Below are 17,293 nucleotides of genomic sequence, written 5' to 3'. Positions count from 1 at the left end.
GACAGGGCTGTCGGTCGGCGCGGCACTGTTCATGCCGGCCGATGCCGCCGTGTCCGCCGCCGCACCCGTGGCCGCGGCATCCGCGCCGGCGCCCGCATCCGCCGCGCCTTCCAGCGGCGCAAGCGAGCCGTCCTTGGAAATTCCTTCTGCCGCAGCCCCGCCGCCGGTCAGACGCGCCAGTTCCGCGGCGCAATCGGCCTGCGCGGCCACCGCCGACATCGCCAGAAACGCGCTGCCGGCCACCCAGCTGAGTGTGGTCTTCATGTTAGCCTCCCGGAATACGATGCGCCTTCCTCTCGACGCATCGCCCGGAACGCCGTCGCCGGGGCAATGTTCCCGATCAGGGGGCCCGCCTCACTAAAGTCGTAGCCCGCGCAGGCTCTGCCAGGCCGACATGAAATCCCCTGCCCGCCTGCCCGTCTCCCGGGCGTCCTGGCCTGGCTTGTAAAGGGCCGAGCCCAGACCGAACCCATCCGCCCCCGCCCGGACATAGTCCGCCATCGAGGCCGGGTCGATGCCCCCCACCGGCAGCAGCCGCGTGTCGCGCGGCAGCACGGCCCGCATCGCCTTGACGGCGGCCGGGGGGATCATCTCGGCCGGGAAAAGCTTCAGGGCGGCGGCCCCGGCCTCCAGGGCGGCAAAGGCCTCGCTGACGGTGCCGACGCCGGGGCAATAGGCCAGGGAAAGCCGCCGCGCCTCGGCCGCGACGCGCCCGTCGAAGTTCGGGGCGATGATGATGCGGCCTCCGGCATCCGCCACGGCCCGGACCTGCTCCGGCACCAGCACGGTTCCCGCGCCCACGATCGCCTCGGGCGCTGCCGCGGCCATCCGGGCGATGCTGTCCAGCGGCGCGGGCGAGTTCAGCGGCACCTCCAGGATCGTGAACCCGGCCCCGGTCAGGGCGGTGGCGGTATCCGCCGCCTCCTCGGGGCGCAGCCCGCGCAGGATCGCGATCAGCGGGTTTGCGGCAAACGCCGTATCGAAGTCGGTCATACCAGTCCCCCCAGCCGGGCGATGTCCCAAAGCCCCCGCCGCGCCATGCCCGGCGGTGCCGTGTCGGCGGTCATGCCCAGCACGTCGAAGGCCATCCTGTATCGCGCGGCCAGGTCGCCGCGGCCGATGATCGTGATGGGTCCGGTGACATCGCGCGCACCCTGCGCCACCTCGTCCCCGATCAGCAGGCCCGACAGGTAGTCCGAGATGTGATCGGGCGCCAGCCGGTCCATCAGCGCCAGCGTCCGGGCACGGAAGATGCGCCCCAGAAGCGGCCCCTCCTGCCGCCCGGCCTCGACACCGCGCCGGAACGCATCGTCGCTGCTGCCGCCGGGCCGGATCAGGCGGCCCAGGATGGTGTGGTCGCGCAAGGCCGCGAAGACCTCGCCGGTCATCACGGTGCGGAAGGCGGTCAGCCTGCCGTCCCGCGCCCAGGCCCATTTGCTGTGGGTGCCGGGCAGGACGAACAAGCCGTCGCCGCCGCCGCCCGCGAGGTGGCCGATGATCTCGGTTTCCTCGCCGCGCATCACGTCGGGGGCGGGGCCGTCCGGGTCGCTGACCGCGCCGGTGACGAAATGCATGCCTTCGTGCCGCGTCAGGCTGCCCGCCAGGGCCGAGGCGTCCAGTGGCAGCGGCAGGTAGGGCGTCTCGACCCAGCCGTTGCGGCTGGTGATCATGCCGGACGCGATGACCGGCGCGGTACCCAGCCATCCGCCGATGCCGTCCTGCAAGGCCTGGGCGAACCCGCCCGGCAGCGCGGCGGCGGAAAGGATGCCGGGACCGTCGCCCACCGTGTCCAGCACCTCGCCCCCCGGCCCCATCCGCCAGGCCCGGAACGAGGTCGTGCCCCAGTCGATGCCGATCAGCGCGGTCATCGGGAAAACCTGTAGGCCACGTGGTGGCGATAGATCCGGCCGGGCCGCAGGATCGCATCGGGAAAATCCGGGCGGTTCGGCGCATCGGGCCAGCCCTGCGTTTCCAGCGCCAGGCCCGCGAAGCGGCCGTATCGGCGGCCGTCCAGCCCCGCCAGCCCGTCGAAATGCACGCCGTCATAGACCTGCAATCCCGGTTGATCGGTCGTGACCTCCATGCGGATTCCGGATTGGCCGGTCAGTTCCGCCACGACGCGTGGCGCGGCGGGACCATCGGACAGGCAGAAGTTGTGGTCATAGTCGCCCGGCGTGATGGGGCGCGCCTGCCGGAAATCGAAGCGCGTCCCCTCAACCGGGGCAGTGCCGGGCAGCGGGATCAGGTCGCCGTCCACCGGCAGATAGCGATCCGCCGCGATGCGCAGCCGGTGCCCCCGCACATCCTCCCCGCCGTCGAGGTTGAAATAGCCATGATGCGCCAGGTTGCAGGGCGTCGGCGCATCCGTTTCGGCCTGTATGCCGAAAACCAGCGCGCCATCGCGCAGGGCGATGTGGGACCGGATGGTCATGTTGCCGGGAAAGCCCATGTCTCCGTCCGGAACTGTCAGCGACAGGGTGGCGCTGTCGTCCTGCACCTTTTCCACCTGCCACAGGTGCCAGAATGTGCCGCGCGACCCGCCGTGCAGGGTGTGGCGGCCGCGAAAGTTCGGATCGGTGCGGTATTCCCGTCCGTCCAGCGTGAACCGCGCCCCGCTGATGCGGTTGGCAAACCGACCGACGGTCGCCCCCATGTAGAGCCCGCCGCCCAGGTAGTCCGCCGGGTCGGGGCAGCCCAGGACCAGCGGATGATCCACCCCCTCCATGCGCAGGTCCTGCACGGTCGCGCCAAGCGTCAAGATCCGCGCCGTCAGCCCGCCGCCGCGCAGCGTCAGGCGGTCCACGCGGCGCCCGTCTGGCAGCGTCCCCGTCACAGGATCACCCGGGGTTCCGGCAATCCGGCCAAGCCGGTTTCCACAAGGTAGGTCTTGCCCTGCGCCTCGTCGGGATGCTCGATCCCGTCCAGCGCGGTCGTCACCAGCAGATGCGACAGGTCGGGACCGCCAAAAGCCGGGCAGGAGGAATGCCGGCCGCCGACCTTCCATTCATGGGTCCGCTTGCCGTCCGCGTCAAAGCGCATGACCGCCCCCTGCCCCCAGACCGCGCAGCAGAACCCGCCTTCGGCGTCGATCACAGCGCCATCCGGCGACCAGCCCTGCGCCGACAGGTCCAGGTAAACCTGCGGCTGCCCCACCGGCCAGCCGTCCGCATCCAGCCCCTGCCGCCAGACGATGCTGCGGTCCGTGTCCGAATAATGCACCGTCCCGCCATCCGGCGAAAAGCAGATCGAGTTCGGAATGCTGATGGGGCTGACCAGCTTGCGGACCTCTCCGCGATGGAATCGATAGATCGCGCCCAGGCCAGCCTCGCCCTTCTTGCCCATGGTGCCGAACCAGAACCCGCCCTGCCGATCCGCGCGTCCGTCATTGGACCGGGTGGCGGGGTTGCCCGCCTCGACCGCTGCCACGTCGGCCAGCGATCCGTCTGCCAGCGACAGGACCGCCAACCCCGTCTCGGTCGCGACCAGCAGCCGGTCGCGGTCGATCCAGCCCGCGGCCGAGGCCATGCGGTCGAAGCGCCACTCCAGGGGCTTGCCGTCGTCCTGCGACAGAAGGCGCTTGCCCAGGATGTCGAACCAGAGGAACTGTTGGCGTTCCGGGTGCCACAGCGCCCCCTCGCCCAGCCGGCACTGGCGGTTGTCGTGGATCATGGTGCCCCCTCCGAAGCGTTCTGGGCAAGCCGCATCTGCGACAGTTTCAGCAAGCCCTTTTGCAGCAGGATGAAGGCCAGCAAAAGGACCCCGATGACGATCTTGGTCCACCACGACGACAGGCTGCCGTCGAAGACGATATAGGTCTGGATCAGCCCCATGGTCAGCACCCCCACAAGCGTGCCGACCATGTAGCCCGCGCCCCCGGTCAGCAGCGTGCCGCCGATCACCACGGCGGCAATGGCCGTCAGTTCGGTCCCCACCGTCGCCAGGGAATAGCCCGACCCGGTGTAGATGGAGAACACGATCCCCGCCAAACCCGCCATCGCGCCGGAAAAGGCATAGACCAGCACCGTCGTGCGGCCCTGCCTGACGCCCATCAGCCGCGCCGCGGCCTCGCCCCCGCCAAGCGCATAGACGGACGCGCCGAAGCGGGTCTTGTGCGCCACGATCATGCCCAGGGCGAAGGTCAGCACCATCACGACGCCGATCAGCGTCAGCCGCCCCTTGCCGGGCATCAGCCAATAGGCCCCTTGCAGCGCCCCGTAGAACGGATGCTGGATCGGGACCGAGTCGATGGACAGGATATAGGCCGCCCCCCGCGCGAGGAACATGCCCGCCAGCGTGACGATGAAGGCGGGCATGGCCAGCCGGTCGATCAGGAAGCCCATGCCCGCGCCGAAGGCGGTGGTCAGCGCCAGAAGCAGGGCGAAGACCGCCAGCGGATGCAGCCCGGTGTCCCGCAGCATCACGGCGATGAACACGCCCGAGAAGGCAATGACCGACCCCACCGACAGGTCGATGCCGCCCGACAGGATCACCAGCGTCATGCCCACCGCGACGATGCCCAGATAGGCGTTGTCGGTCAGAAGATTGCCTACGACGCGGGTGGACAGGATGTTGGGAAATTGCAGCCAGAAGACCGCATAGGCCAGCAGGAAGATCCCGACCGTGACATAGAGCGGCAGCGCGCGGGTGTTCATGTCGGCCTCCGCAGGGTGGCCTCGCGCTGCGCGCGGTGGCTGTCGCGCCACAGCCGCCATTCGGCGCTGATGCGCGGGGATTGCAGGACCAGGATGATAAGAACCAGCCCGGCCTTGATGATGAGATTGTATTCCGACGGAAAGCCGATGAGGCGGATGCCGATGCTGATCGTGGTGATGATCAGCGCGCCGACGATGGATGCCGCGATCGAGAACCGCCCGCCCAGCAGCGAGTTGCCCCCGATCACCACGGCCAGGATCGCGTCCAGTTCCAGCCACAGCCCGGCATTGTTGGCGTCGGCGCCCCGGATGTCGGCGGTGACGATCAGCCCGGCCAGGGCGGCACATAGTCCGGATGCCACATAGACCGCGATCAGCAGCACGGTCGCGTTTACTCCGGCCAGGGTGCTGGCGCGGCGGTTGATGCCGATGGCCTCGACCAGCAAGCCAAGCGCGGTGCGGCGCATCAACAGCGCCACAGCAACGGCGGTGGCGATCCAGATCACCGTGGGCACCGGCAGGCCCAGCACGGCGCCCGAGCCGATCCAGCCAAAGCCGGGATCGGTGAAGGTCAGGATCCGCCCCTCGGTGATCAGTTGGGCCACGCCGCGCCCCATGGTCATCAGGATCAGCGTGGCGACAAAGGGCTGGATGCCGACGAGGGCCACAAGCGCGCCGTTCCACAAGCCCGCAAGCGCGCCCGCGCCAAGCGCCAGCAACAGCGCGGCGGGCAGGCCCCAACCGGCGGCGACGGCAGATGCCGCGACCGCGCCGCAGATCGCCATGATCGTGCCCACCGACAGGTCGATCCCGCGCGTGGCGATCACCAGCGTCATGCCGACGGCCAGCAGGGCCACGGGGGCGGACCGTTTCAGCACGTCGATGACCGGCCCGACCAGGCGGCCGTCGTTCATCTGGACGTTCAGGAAGCCCGGATAGAAGGCCGTGACCACCGCGACCAGGGCGGCGAGGGCGATCAGTTGCGGGGCGAGGCGTTTGAGCACCTGGGTCATGCGGCCTTTTCCCTTTGGCTGTCCGGGGCGGCGATGGCCTGCATGATGCGGTTCGGCGCGATGTCCTCGCCTGTCAGCTCGGCGACATGGCGGCGGTCGCGCAGCACGATCACCCGGTCCGATACGGCGATCAGCTCGTCGATCTCGCTGCTGACGACCAGCAGCGACATGCCCCCTTCCACCAACTCGTGGATCAGCCGCACGATTTCCGCGTGCGCGCCCACGTCGATGCCGCGCGTGGGCTCGTCCAGGATCAGGAAGCGCGGGTTCATCGCCAGCCAGCGGGCCAGCACGACCTTCTGCTGGTTGCCGCCCGACAGTTCCCCGATGCGCTTCTCGCGGCCCGCCGTGCGGATATCCAGCCGCTTGATATAGTCGTCGGCCAGCCGGTTCTGTTCCTCGCGCGGGATGGGCCGCGCCCAGCCGCGCCGGGCCTGAAGGCCCAGGATGATGTTCTCGCGCACCGAGAGATCGGCCACGATCCCATCGGTCTTGCGCTCCTCGGGGACGAAGCCGAAGCCCGCCGCGATGGCCGCGCGCGGGCTGCGCAGGTCCAGCGGGCCGCCCTGGTCACGCGCCTCGCCGGAATGCGCGTTCCGCAGCCCAAACAGCAGTTCGGCGCTTTCCGTGCGGCCCGATCCCAGCAGGCCGGCCAAGCCCACGACCTCGCCCTGCCCGACGGCCAGGTCGAAGGGCTCGATGGTGCCGCGACGGCCCAACCCGCGAAACTCCAGCATCGGCGGGCGGGGGCCGCGCGCCATGGCCTGATGCGACGTGGCGTCCTCCAGTTCCCGGCCGAGCATGTGTTCGATCAGGCGCACGCGGTCCAGGTTGGCGGTGTCCTCGGTCACGATCTTGCGGCCGTTGCGCAGCACCGTCACCCGGTCTGTCAGGTCGAACACCTGGTCCAGGAAATGCGACACGAAGACGATGCCCAAGCCCCGTTCCCGCAGCCCCCGCACCACGTCAAAGACCATCCGCACCTCGGCCGCGTCCAGCGAAGCGGTGGGTTCGTCCAGGATCAGCACCTTGCCCGACAGGGCCACCGCACGGGCGATGGCGATGATCTGCTGGATCGCGACGGAATACGTCCCAAGATCGCGGTCCACGTCGATGTTTAGCCCGTATTCGGCCAGCATCGCCCGCGCCTGCGCGCGCATGGCACGGGTCCGGACCAAGCCCCAGCGGCGCGGTTCGCGCCCGAACATCAGGTTCTGCGCCACGGTCAGGTTGGGCAGCAGGTTCACCTCCTGGTAAACCGTGCCGATGCCCAGATCCTGCGCCTCGACCGTGGACTGGGGGTCGATGGGCGCGCCGTCCAGCGTCACCGTGCCGCCGTCGCGGCGATAGGCGCCGGTCAGGCACTTGATCAGCGTGGACTTGCCCGCGCCGTTCTCACCCAGCAGGGCATGGACCTCGCCCGCGCGCAGGTCGAAGTCCACCGCGTCCAGCGCGCGCGTGCCCGGAAATGTCTTGGTCAGAGACCGGATGGACAGCAGCATGACGCTCCCCTTCGTCATGAGTGCCGGGCCGCAGAACGGCCCGGCAATGGATCAGTAGCCCAAGCCCTTGCGGCGCTCGTATTCGCCCGCCGGATCGTCGGCCTGCGTGTAGAGCTTCGATTCCGTCTGGATGAACTTCGGCGGCACCGTGCCGTCCTTCCAGTAGGCCGCCAGCGCGTCGAAGGCGGGACCGGCCATGTTCGGCGTCAGTTCCACCGTGGCGTTCGCCTCGCCGTTGGCCATGGCCTGGAACAGGTCGGGCACCCCGTCGATGGACACGACCAGGATGTCGCTGCCCGGCTTCAGCCCGGCCTCCTTGATGGCCTGGATCGCGCCCACGGCCATGTCGTCGTTATGGGCATACAGCGCGCAGATGTCCTTGCCGCCGTTCTCGGCCTGGAGGAAGCTTTCCATCACCTCCTTGCCCAGGGCGCGCGTGAAGTCGCCGGTCTGGCTGCGCACGATGGTCAGGTTCGGGTGGTCCTTGATCGCGTTCTCGAAGCCGGTCTTGCGGTCGATGGCGGGGCTGGATCCGGTCGTGCCCTGCAATTCCACGATGCGGCATTCCTTGTCGCCCACTTCCTTGGCCAGCCATTCGCCCGCGACCTCGCCCTCATGGACCAGGTTCGACCCCACGGCGGTAAGATAGAGGTCGTCCGAACTGTCCACCTGACGGTCCAGCAGGACGACGGGGATCTCGGCCTCCTTGGCCTCTTGCAGGACGGAGTCCCAGCCGGTCGCCACGACCGGGGCCAGCAGGATCGCGTCCACCCCCTGCGCGATGAAGGACCGGATCGCGGCGATCTGGTTTTCCTGCTTCTGCTGCGCGTCCGAGAATTGCAGTTGGATGCCGCGTTCCTCGGCCTGGCTCTTGGTCAGCGTGGTTTCCGCCGCGCGCCAGCCGGATTCGGAGCCGATCTGCGAAAAGCCGACGGTCTCGCCCTCGGCCATGGCGCCGGTGGCGGTCAGCGCCAGCAGCGCCGCCGTGCCGAGCAGGGTCTTGATGGTCATGGTTGTCCTCCCTCGTGAATGAACGGGCCGGTCCTCCACCGGCCGATCGGTGCGGGGCGCTAAAGGCCCCGCAAATCCTCGGGCAACAGCGCCTCGGGGATGTTCTGATAGCTGACCGGGCGCAGGAAGCGGCGGATCGCCATGGTCCCCACGCTGGTCGCGCCGAAATTGGTCGATGCCGGGTACGGGCCGCCATGGACCATCGCATCCGCGACCTCGACCCCGGTGGGCCAGCCGTTCGCGAGGATCCGGCCCGCCTTGCGTTCCAGCACCGGCATCAGGCGGCGGGCGAGGTCCATGTCGCCGTCGTCCAGGTGCAAGGTCGCGGTCAACTGGCCTTCCAGAGCCTCGGCCACGTCCAGCATCTGGTCCTCGCCCGAGACGGTGACGATCACGCCCAGCGGGCCGAACACCTCCTCGGCCAGGGTGTGGTCGCGCAGGAATTCCTCGGCCGTGGTCTTGTAGATGGCAGGCAGGGCGTTGCGGCCTTCGCTGGCGCCTTCAAAGATGGGCGTGGCGACGCCTGCCGCGCGGTCGGCGCCCGCGCGATAGGCCTCGGCAATGCCGTCGGACAACATCACCTGCGGCCCGATCTTTGCCAGGGCGTCGCCCGCCGCCTTGGCAAAGGCCTCGGCCAGCACGCCCTTGGGCATCACCACCAGGCCGGGATTGGTGCAGAACTGGCCCGCGCCCATCGTCAGGCTGCCCGCCCAGCCCTCGGCAATCTTGGCGCCGCGCGCGGCAAGCGCCTGCGGCAGGACGAAGCCCGGGTTGATGCTGCCAAGTTCGCCAAAGAACGGGATCGGTTCGGGCCGCGCGGCGCAGAGGTCGAACAGCGCCCGGCCCCCGCGCAGGCTGCCGGTGAAGCCCACGGCCTTGATCAGCGGATGCTGGACCAGCGCCGCGCCGACGTGATGCGTGTTGCCGTGGATGAAGTTGAAGACGCCGGCGGGCATTCCGGTGGAGCGGATGGCGGCATGGACGGCCTCGGCCACGATCTCGCCCGTGGCGGGATGGGCGGGGTGGCCCTTGACGACGACCGGGCAGCCTGCAGCCAGGGCCGACGCCGTGTCGCCGCCTGCGGTGGAGAAGGCCAGCGGGAAGTTTGATGCGCCGAAGACCCCAACGGGACCGATGGGCCGCTGAATCAGCCGCAGGTCGGGGCGCGGCAGGGGCTGGCGGTCGGGCAGCGCGGGGTCATGGCGGCGGTCGAGGTAGTCGCCCTTGCGGATATGGTCGGCAAACAGCCGCAACTGGCCGGTGGTGCGGCCCCGTTCGCCGTTGAGCCGCGCCTCGGGCAGGCCGGTTTCCGCCGTGCCCATGGCGGTGATCGCCTCGGCCCGCGCCTCGATTTCATCGGCGATGGCATCCAGGAAACGCGCGCGATCCTCGCGGCTGGTGGCGGCATAGGCGGCAAAGGCCTCCTCGGCGGCCTCGCAGGCGCGGTTGACCAGATCGGCGGTGCCCGCGCTGAATTCGTGCGCGGTGCCTTGGGCGGGGGCGGATCGGAAGGTGCCCTCGCCCGTCAGCCATTCGCCTGCGATCAGATGTTTGCCATGCGGGGTGAAGGTCATCGTCATGTCCTCAGAAATGAAAGTCCGCGACGCTATTGCGCCGCCCGAGGGTGAAGGCATCGGCCACCAGCACCATGGGCGCAAGGTCCGCGTCCGAGTTCCCTGCGGCAACCAGCCTTGCCATGTGCGCATAAAGCGCCGGGTATTCACCCATGATGTCGTCGGCGCCCCGCACATGGCGGCCGTCGATCTCCAGCCGGTTGCCGCCCATGCGCAGGGCAATGGTGCCGCCGTCGGTTTGGAACTCCATGTCCCAGGTCTGCGGGCCTTCCTGGCGGAAGTCGAAATCCGCGCTGATCCCCTGACTGAATTGCAGACGCGCGGCGATGGGGGCCTGCCGGTTCGCCGGAAAATCCAGGTCGGCGGACAGCAGGCGAACGGGTTCGGGCAGGATTTCGGTCAGGATCGACAGGGCGTTGATGCCGGGATCAAAGACGCCCATGCCGCCGGCCTCGAAGATCCAGTCCTGGCCGGGGTGCCATTTGCGCACGTCCTCGCGCCAGGTGATGCGGCCTTCGTGGATGGTCTTGCCGGCCAGCCAGTCTTTTGCCGCGGCAACGGCCATCGCCATGCGCGAATGCCAGGTGGCGAAGATCGTGACGCCCTGCGCCTGCGCCAGATCGGCCAGCGCATGAACCTCGGCCAGGGTCGCGCCGGGGGGCTTTTCCAGCATCAGGTGACGGCCCGCGCGCAGCACCGCCTGCGCCGCGTCAAAGCGCGGCACCGGGGGCAGGCAGAGGCTGACCGTTTCGATATCGGGCCGCGCGTCCAGCATGGCCTGAATGTCGGTGAAGGCTTCAATGCCGTCCACCCTGCCGTGGCGGCTGACGGTCGCGGCCAGTTCCCAATCCGGGCTGGCCTCCAGCGCGGGCACATGCTGGTCCAGCGCGATCTTCCCGATGCCGACAAGCGCGATCTTCATCAGTGGCTGTCCCTTCCGACCGGATTACCGCGGCAACCCTTGAGAAAGTCCAGATCCGCGCCGGTATCCGCGCCCTCCACATGGGCCTGATGCAGCCAGCCATAGCCGCTGGCCGGAACCTCGTGCGTCGGGCGCCATTCGGCCAGGCGGAGGGCCAGTTCCGCATCGGGGATGTCCAGGTGCAACCGGCGGTTCGGCACGTCCAGCTCGATCATGTCGCCGTCGCGGACCACGGCCAGCGGGCCACCGGCGGCGGCTTCGGGCGAGGTGTGCAGGACCACCGTCCCGTAGGCCGTCCCCGACATGCGGGCGTCACTGATCCGCACCATATCGGTGATCCCCTTGCGCAGCACCTTGGGCGGCAGGCCCATGTTGCCGACCTCGGCCATGCCGGGATAGCCCTTAGGACCGCAGTTCTTCATCACCATCACGCAGGTCTCGTCGATGTCCAAGCCCTCGTCCTCGATTCGCGCCTTGTAGTCGTCGATGTCCTCGAACACGACCGCGCGACCGCGATGGACCAGCAGGTGCGGGCTGGCGGCCGATGGCTTCAGCACCGCCCCCTTGGGCGCAAGGTTGCCGCGCAGCACGGCGATGCCGCCCTGCGCCGTCAGGGGCTTGTGCGCGGGCAGGATCACGTCCTCGTTCCAGTTCACCACGTCGCGCACCTCGTCCCAGATCGTGCTGCCACTGACGGTCAGCGCGTCCTTGTGCAGCAGCCCGGATTCGCCCAGGCGCTTCAGGACGACGGGCAGGCCACCGGCATAGAAGAACTCCTCCATCAGGTATTGACCCGAGGGCATCAGGTTCACGATGGTCGCCACGTCGCGGCCGCAGCGGTCCCAGTCGTCCAGCGTGATGTCCACGCCCACCCGGCCCGCGATGGCCAGCAGGTGGATGACGGCGTTGGTGGACCCGCCGATCGCGCCATTGGTGCGGATGGCGTTCTCGAACGCCTGCCGGGTCAGGATGTCGCTGGGCTTCAGGTCGTCCTTGACCATCTGCACGATGCGGCGCCCGGACAGTTGCGCCATGACGCGACGGCGCGAGTCCACCGCCGGGATCGCGGCGTTGCCCGACAGCGCCATGCCCAGCGCCTCGGCCATGGACGCCATGGTCGAGGCCGTGCCCATCGTGTTGCAGGTGCCCGACGACCGCGACATGCTGGCCTCGGCCTCCAGGAACTCGTCCTGCGTCATCTCGCCCGCCTTCACGGCTTCCGAGAATTTCCATAGATGCGTGCCGGAGCCCACGCGTTCGCCCCGGAAATACCCGTTCAGCATCGGCCCGCCGGTCACGACGATCGAGGGGATGTCGCAGGACGCCGCCCCCATCAGCAGCGACGGCGTGGTCTTGTCGCAGCCGACCAGCAGCACGGCGCCGTCCATGGGCTGGCCGCGGATGGTTTCCTCGACCGCCAGCGCGGCCAGGTTGCGGAACATCATCGCGGTGGGACGGAAGGTGTTTTCGGAGGCCGAGAACACCGGCACCTCGACCGGGAAACCGCCCGCCTCCCAGACGCCCGCTTTCACCTTTTCGGCCAGCTCGCGCAGATGTCCGTTGCAGGGTGTCAGATCCGCCCAGGTGTTCAGGATGCCGATCACCGGGCGCCCGTCGAACAGGTCATGGGGCCAGCCCTGGTTCTTCATCCAGCCGCGATGATAGATCGTGTCGCGTGAGGTGCCGCCATACCAGTGCTGGGAACGAAGCTGGCGAGGCCAGGGGGCGGGTTTGAACGTCATGATGGGCCTTTAGAGAATGGCGACGGCGACGGGGGTTGCGCCGTTCTGCTGCTGGTCGAGCGGGTTCGAAAGCGCCAGCCCGAAGGCCGGGGATTCGATCTGGAAGACATCGCCGTTCTGCGCCTTGATGCCGTCGGCGAAGGACAGGGTGGCGGTGCCGAAGAAATGCACGTGCACGTCGCCGGGCTGGCGGAACAGCGCATACTTGAAGTGGTGGTGTTCCAGGTTCGCGAGGCTGTGGCTCATGTTCGCCTCGCCCGACAGGAAGGGCTTTTCCCAGATCGCGCGGCCGTCCCGCAGGATGCGGCTGGTGCCCTCGACATGATCGGGCAGGTTGCCCACCAGCATCTCGGGGCCATAGCTCGCCGGCCGCAGCTTGGAATGAGCCAGCCACAGATAATTGCCCCGCTCGGTGACATGATCGGAGAACTCGTTCGCCAGGGCAAAGCCAAGGCGGAAGGGCGTGCCGTCCGGGCCGATCAGGTAAAGGCCCGCGATCTCGGGCTCCTCGCCCGCGTCCAAGGCGAAGCCGGGCGAGACCAGCGCTGCACCGGGGGCTATCGCGTTGACGCCGTTGCCCTTGTAGAACCATTCGGGCTGCACGCCGACCTGCGTGCCAATGGGCTTGCCGCCCTCCAACCCCATGCGGAACATCTTCATGCTGTCGGTCAGCGATTCCGCGTCCGCCTTGGCGTGCATGGAGTTGCGCGTGGCGGCGCTGCCCAGATGCGTCAGGCCGGTGCCGGTCAGGTGCAGATGCGCCGGGTCGTCGTGGTCCAAGGGCAGCAGAACGCGTCCCTCGGCCAAGGCTGCGGCCAGATCCACGGCCTCGCCTTCTCCGCGCGCCGTAATTTCGGCTTCCAGCCCGTGGCCTGCGGCAATCGCCGCCTGCGCCAGATCGCGGGTGGACCGCGCGCCGGGCACGATCCAGGCCCGGTCGCCGGAACGTGCGGCGACAGCCCGGTCCCCGCCGGTGCTTTTCAGTTGCGACAGAAACATGGCTCTAGCCTTGCTTGTTCTTGTTGTAGACGTCGAAGATCACGGCGGCGAGCAGCACCAGCCCCTTGATGACCTGCTGGTAGTCGATGCCGATGCCCATGATCGACATGCCGTTGTTCATCACGCCCATGATGAGGGCGCCGACCACGACCCCGATGATGCGTCCCGATCCCCCCGCCATCGAGGCGCCGCCGATGAACACCGCCGCGATCACGTCCAGTTCGAACCCGACCCCCGCCTTGGGCGTGGCGCTGTTGAGGCGGGCGGTCACGATCATTCCGGCCAGCGAGGCCAGCACGCCCATGTTCACGAAGGTGAAGAAGACCAGCCGTTCGGTCTTGATGCCCGACAGCTTCGCGGCCTTCTCGTTCCCGCCAAGTGCATAGATGCGCCGCCCGGTGGTCGTGCTTTCGGTGAAGAACGCATAGAGCACGATCAGCACCGACATGATCAGCAGCACGTTCGGCAGGCCCCGGAAGCTGGCCAGCTTCCAGCCCACGAACAGCAGCGCGATCACCACCACGGCGTTGCGGGCCCAGAAGAAGCCGGAAGGCTCGGGGGCGATGCCGAACTCGGCTTCCCGCGCGCGGCCCCGGATGCCCGCCCAGACGATCGCGGCGGCGGCCACGGCGACCAGGATCAGCGCGGTGTAGTTGGGCTTGTCCGCGCCGAACAGGTCGGGGATGAAGCCGGTGGACAGCGCCTGGAAGGACCGCTCGAACGGGCCGATGTTCTGGCCGCCCAGCAGCCACAGGGTCAGGCCGCGGAAGACCAGCATCCCCGCCAGCGTCACGATGAAGGAGGGGATGCGCCAATAGGCGATCCAGTAGCCCTGTGCGGCGCCGATCAGCCCGCCGACCACCAGCACCATCGGGATCACCAGCAGCACCGGCAGGTCCATCCGGACCAGCAGCATGGACGCCACCGCCCCCGTGAAGGCCGCCACCGATCCCACCGACAGGTCGATATGGCCCGCCACGATCACCAGCAGCATCCCCAGCGCCATGATGATGACATAGGAGTTCTGAAGGAACAGGTTGGTGATGTTCTGCGCCGACAGGAAGTCCACGCCCTGAACGGCGCGCACGATGATGAAGAAGAACAGGACGATGGCGATCAGCGCCAGCATCATGCCGTTCTCTCGCAGGTGGCTGCCCAGATGGGCGCCGATGCCCGTCGCGGGCTTGTTCGTCTCGGCGGTGCTCATGCGGCGGCCTCCCTCTTCATTCCGTCCTGCAGGATCAGGGCCATGATCCGTTCCTGGCTGGCCTCGGCCTGCGTCAGTTCGCCGGCGATCCGGCCCTCGTTCATCACGTAGATGCGGTCGCACATGCCCAGCAGTTCCGGCATTTCCGAACTGATCATCACGACGCCGTGGCCCTGCCCCGCCAGTTCGTTCATGATGTTGTAGATCTCGAACTTGGCGCCCACGTCGATGCCGCGCGTGGGTTCGTCCAGGATCAGCACCTTGGGGTCGGTGAACAGCCACTTGGACAGCACGACCTTCTGCTGGTTGCCACCCGACAGGTTCACGACCCGCTGGAAGACCGTGGGCGTGCGGATGTTCATGGCCTTGCGGTATTTCTCGGCCACCTGCTGCTCGCGCCCGCGCGACAGGACGGCACCGCTGGCGACCCCCTCCAGGTTCGCCAGGGAAATGTTGCGCAGGATCGGCTCGTCGAGGATCAGGCCAAGCGCCTTGCGGTCCTCGGTCACATAGGCAAGCCCGGCGTCGATGGCCTTGGACACGGTGGAGAGATCCGGCTTCGCCCCTGCCAGCGTCACCTCTCCCTTGATGTCGCGGCCATAGGAGCGGCCGAACAGGCTCATGGCGAATTCGGTGCGGCCCGACCCCATCAAGCCCGCGATGCCGACGATCTCGCCCTTGCGAACGTTCAGGGACACGTCGCGGATCACCTGCCGGGGCTGCTCGGGGTGCATGACGGACCAGCTCTTCACCTCCATCAGCACCTCGCCGATCTTCGGCGTACGGTCCGGGTAACGGTGCGCCATGTCGCGGCCGACCATGTCGCGGATGATCCGATCCTCGGTGATCTCGGAGCGGTCCAGCGTGGACACGGTCGATCCGTCGCGGATCACGGTCACGCGGTCGGCCACGCGGCGGATCTCGTTCAGCTTGTGGCTGATGATGATCTGGGTGACGCCCTGCCCCTTCAGTTCCAGCATCAGGTCCAGAAGCTTCTGGCTGTCGTTTTCCTGCAACGCGGCGGTCGGCTCGTCCAGGATCAGCAGGCGCACGTTCTTGGCCAGCGCCTTGGCGATCTCGACCAGTTGCTGCTTGCCGACGCCCAGCTTCTCGACCCGGGTGGTCGGCGCCTCGGTCAGCCCGACCTTCTTCAGCAGGGCCTCGGTCTTCTGGTAGGCCAGCGGCCAGTTGATCACGCCGCCCTTTGCCACCTCGTTGCCCAGAAACAGGTTCTCGGCCACGGACAGCAGCGGCACCAGCGCCAGTTCCTGGTGGATGATGACAATGCCCGCATGTTCGCTGTCGCGGATGTCGCGAAAGCGGGCGGGCTTGCCGTCGTACAGGATCTCGCCCTCGTAGCTGCCATGGGGATAGACGCCCGACAGCACCTTCATCAGCGTGGACTTGCCCGCGCCGTTCTCGCCGCAGATGGCGTGGATCTCGCCCTCGGCCACGGACAGGTTGACGTTGCTCAGCGCACGCACGCCGGGAAAGGTCTTGGTGATGTCCTGCATCTGAAGGATGGGGGTCATCGCGTTCCTCCCTGAAGGGATGCGGCCCCGGGACACGGGGCCGCGACGGCGTCACTTCAACTGGTCTTCGGTGTAATAGCCCGAGTCGACCAGGACTTCCTTCCAGTTGGCCTTCGTCACCGGCACCGGCTCCAGCAGATAGGACGGCACGACCTTGACGCCATTGTCATAGGTCTCGGTGTCGTTGATCTCGGGCTCGGTCCCTTTCAGGACGGCGTCCACCATGCCCACGGTGACGCGGGCCAGTTCGCGGGTGTCCTTGAAGATGGTCGAATACTGCTCGTCCGCCTCGATGGACTTGACCGACTGCACCTCGGCGTCCTGGCCGGTGACGATGGGCATCTGCATGTCGCCCGAGCCGTAGCCGACGCCCTTCAGCGACGACAGGATGCCGATCGACAGCCCGTCATAGGGCGACAGCACCCCGTGCACCTGCTTGTCGCCGTAGTTCGAGGACAGAAGGTTGTCCATCCGCGCCTGCGCCACCGCCGGGTCCCAGCGCAGCGTGCCCACGGTCTCCATGCCGGTCTGGCCGGACCCGATCACGATGGTCCCGTCGTCGATTAGCGGCTGCAGGACCGACATCGCGCCGTCATAGAAGAAGAAGGCGTTGTTGTCGTCGGGGCTGCCGCCGAACAGTTCCACGTTCCAGGGCTTCACGTCCGGGAAGCGCTCCTTCAGCCCATCGACCAGCGTGGTCGCCTGCTGGACGCCCACCTTGAAGTTGTCGAAGGTCGCGTAATAGTCCACGTGTTCCGACCCGCGGATCAGGCGGTCATAGGCGATGACCTTGATGTCGGCGGCGGCGGCGTTTTCCAGCGCATTGGACAGGGTGGTGCCGTCGATGGCGGCGATCACCAGGACGTTCACGCCCTTGGTGATCATGTTCTCGACCTGGGCCAGCTGGTTCGGGATGTCGTCCTCGGCATATTGCAGGTCGGTCTCATAGCCCGCTTCCTGCAGCTGCTTGACCATGTTGTTGCCGTCGTCGATCCAGCGGGCCGAGGATTTCGTCGGCATCGCGATGCCGATGGTTTCAGCCATGGCGCCGGTCGCCAGCCACGAAACCCCGATCGCCAGCGCGACCGCAGCGGTTCTGAACTTCATCTGTTTCCTCCCGTGGCGCGGCGCCGCTGGCC

At 68.0% G+C, this 17,293-nt stretch carries 15 protein-coding genes and 1 pseudogene; all 16 read right to left on the bottom strand.

Annotated elements, in window-relative coordinates:
• A pseudogene (locus J0F76_RS12585) lies at positions 1-264 on the bottom strand (hypothetical protein); the annotation flags it as partial.
• Between the two features lie 93 nt (positions 265-357).
• Positions 358-993 (bottom strand): 2-dehydro-3-deoxy-6-phosphogalactonate aldolase, encoded by a 636-nt coding sequence (locus J0F76_RS12580; protein WP_207469917.1) that lies wholly within the window; start codon positions 991-993, stop codon positions 358-360.
• Positions 990-1,868, bottom strand: coding sequence for a 2-dehydro-3-deoxygalactonokinase (locus tag J0F76_RS12575; protein WP_207469915.1), 879 nt, complete (start codon positions 1,866-1,868; stop codon positions 990-992). Before J0F76_RS12575 ends, J0F76_RS12580 begins: the two co-directional genes overlap by 4 nt.
• Positions 1,865-2,833 (bottom strand): aldose epimerase family protein, encoded by a 969-nt coding sequence (locus tag J0F76_RS12570; protein WP_207469913.1) that lies wholly within the window; start codon positions 2,831-2,833, stop codon positions 1,865-1,867. Before J0F76_RS12570 ends, J0F76_RS12575 begins: the two co-directional genes overlap by 4 nt.
• A complete protein-coding gene (locus J0F76_RS12565) occupies positions 2,830-3,669 on the bottom strand; it encodes an SMP-30/gluconolactonase/LRE family protein (RefSeq protein ID WP_207469911.1) in 840 nt (279 codons plus the stop codon). Before J0F76_RS12565 ends, J0F76_RS12570 begins: the two co-directional genes overlap by 4 nt.
• A complete protein-coding gene (yjfF, locus tag J0F76_RS12560) occupies positions 3,666-4,652 on the bottom strand; it encodes a galactofuranose ABC transporter, permease protein YjfF (RefSeq protein WP_207469910.1) in 987 nt (328 codons plus the stop codon). The genes J0F76_RS12565 and yjfF overlap by 4 nt, the downstream gene beginning before the upstream one ends.
• On the bottom strand, positions 4,649-5,665 hold the full coding sequence (locus tag J0F76_RS12555; protein WP_207469909.1) for an ABC transporter permease: 1,017 nt from the start codon (positions 5,663-5,665) through the stop codon (positions 4,649-4,651). Before J0F76_RS12555 ends, yjfF begins: the two co-directional genes overlap by 4 nt.
• Positions 5,662-7,167 (bottom strand): sugar ABC transporter ATP-binding protein, encoded by a 1,506-nt coding sequence (locus J0F76_RS12550; RefSeq protein ID WP_207469908.1) that lies wholly within the window; start codon positions 7,165-7,167, stop codon positions 5,662-5,664. The genes J0F76_RS12555 and J0F76_RS12550 overlap by 4 nt, the downstream gene beginning before the upstream one ends.
• 51 nt (positions 7,168-7,218) lie before the next feature.
• Positions 7,219-8,178 (bottom strand): galactofuranose ABC transporter, galactofuranose-binding protein YtfQ, encoded by a 960-nt coding sequence (gene ytfQ / locus J0F76_RS12545; RefSeq protein WP_207469907.1) that lies wholly within the window; start codon positions 8,176-8,178, stop codon positions 7,219-7,221.
• 59 nt (positions 8,179-8,237) lie between these two features.
• Complete coding sequence (locus tag J0F76_RS12540; RefSeq protein WP_207469906.1) at positions 8,238-9,752, bottom strand: aldehyde dehydrogenase (NADP(+)); 1,515 nt, start codon at positions 9,750-9,752, stop codon at positions 8,238-8,240.
• A gap of 10 nt (positions 9,753-9,762) precedes the next feature.
• Positions 9,763-10,674 carry a Gfo/Idh/MocA family protein gene (locus J0F76_RS12535; protein WP_207469905.1) on the bottom strand — a complete coding sequence of 304 codons (912 nt, stop codon included), beginning with the start codon at positions 10,672-10,674 and terminating at the stop codon, positions 9,763-9,765.
• Positions 10,674-12,416 (bottom strand): L-arabinonate dehydratase, encoded by a 1,743-nt coding sequence (gene araD / locus J0F76_RS12530; protein WP_207469904.1) that lies wholly within the window; start codon positions 12,414-12,416, stop codon positions 10,674-10,676. Before araD ends, J0F76_RS12535 begins: the two co-directional genes overlap by 1 nt.
• Before the next feature lie 9 nt (positions 12,417-12,425).
• On the bottom strand, positions 12,426-13,415 hold the full coding sequence (araD1, locus tag J0F76_RS12525) for an AraD1 family protein (RefSeq protein WP_207469902.1): 990 nt from the start codon (positions 13,413-13,415) through the stop codon (positions 12,426-12,428).
• A gap of 4 nt (positions 13,416-13,419) precedes the next feature.
• A complete protein-coding gene (gene mmsB, locus J0F76_RS12520) occupies positions 13,420-14,622 on the bottom strand; it encodes a multiple monosaccharide ABC transporter permease (protein WP_207469900.1) in 1,203 nt (400 codons plus the stop codon).
• Entirely contained in the window at positions 14,619-16,154 is a 1,536-nt protein-coding gene (gene mmsA, locus J0F76_RS12515; protein ID WP_207469898.1) for a multiple monosaccharide ABC transporter ATP-binding protein, read from the bottom strand. The genes mmsB and mmsA overlap by 4 nt, the downstream gene beginning before the upstream one ends.
• Before the next feature lie 51 nt (positions 16,155-16,205).
• A complete protein-coding gene (gene chvE / locus J0F76_RS12510) occupies positions 16,206-17,261 on the bottom strand; it encodes a multiple monosaccharide ABC transporter substrate-binding protein (protein ID WP_207469896.1) in 1,056 nt (351 codons plus the stop codon).
• Between the last annotated feature and the right edge of the window lie 32 nt (positions 17,262-17,293).

This window comes from Paracoccus fontiphilus, from assembly GCF_017356265.1.
GTDB lineage: Bacteria > Pseudomonadota > Alphaproteobacteria > Rhodobacterales > Rhodobacteraceae > Paracoccus > Paracoccus fontiphilus.
Note: the sequence above shows the minus strand (reverse complement) of the source record. Positions and strands in the feature narration are given on the sequence as shown.

Excerpts from the sequence above, each read along its gene's own strand:
- araD1 (WP_207469902.1), bottom strand. The coding sequence starts at position 13,415 with ATGTTTCTGTCGCAACTGAAAAGCACCGGCGGGGACCGGGCTGTCGCC.
- J0F76_RS12555 (WP_207469909.1), bottom strand. The coding sequence starts at position 5,665 with ATGACCCAGGTGCTCAAACGCCTCGCCCCGCAACTGATCGCCCTCGCC.
- J0F76_RS12550 (WP_207469908.1), bottom strand. The coding sequence starts at position 7,167 with ATGCTGCTGTCCATCCGGTCTCTGACCAAGACATTTCCGGGCACGCGC.
- J0F76_RS12580 (WP_207469917.1), bottom strand. The coding sequence starts at position 993 with ATGACCGACTTCGATACGGCGTTTGCCGCAAACCCGCTGATCGCGATC.
- araD (WP_207469904.1), bottom strand. The coding sequence starts at position 12,416 with ATGACGTTCAAACCCGCCCCCTGGCCTCGCCAGCTTCGTTCCCAGCAC.
- J0F76_RS12535 (WP_207469905.1), bottom strand. The coding sequence starts at position 10,674 with ATGAAGATCGCGCTTGTCGGCATCGGGAAGATCGCGCTGGACCAGCAT.
- yjfF (WP_207469910.1), bottom strand. The coding sequence starts at position 4,652 with ATGAACACCCGCGCGCTGCCGCTCTATGTCACGGTCGGGATCTTCCTG.
- J0F76_RS12565 (WP_207469911.1), bottom strand. The coding sequence starts at position 3,669 with ATGATCCACGACAACCGCCAGTGCCGGCTGGGCGAGGGGGCGCTGTGG.
- ytfQ (WP_207469907.1), bottom strand. The coding sequence starts at position 8,178 with ATGACCATCAAGACCCTGCTCGGCACGGCGGCGCTGCTGGCGCTGACC.
- J0F76_RS12540 (WP_207469906.1), bottom strand. The coding sequence starts at position 9,752 with ATGACCTTCACCCCGCATGGCAAACATCTGATCGCAGGCGAATGGCTG.
- mmsA (WP_207469898.1), bottom strand. The coding sequence starts at position 16,154 with ATGACCCCCATCCTTCAGATGCAGGACATCACCAAGACCTTTCCCGGC.
- mmsB (WP_207469900.1), bottom strand. The coding sequence starts at position 14,622 with ATGAGCACCGCCGAGACGAACAAGCCCGCGACGGGCATCGGCGCCCAT.
- J0F76_RS12575 (WP_207469915.1), bottom strand. The coding sequence starts at position 1,868 with ATGACCGCGCTGATCGGCATCGACTGGGGCACGACCTCGTTCCGGGCC.
- chvE (WP_207469896.1), bottom strand. The coding sequence starts at position 17,261 with ATGAAGTTCAGAACCGCTGCGGTCGCGCTGGCGATCGGGGTTTCGTGG.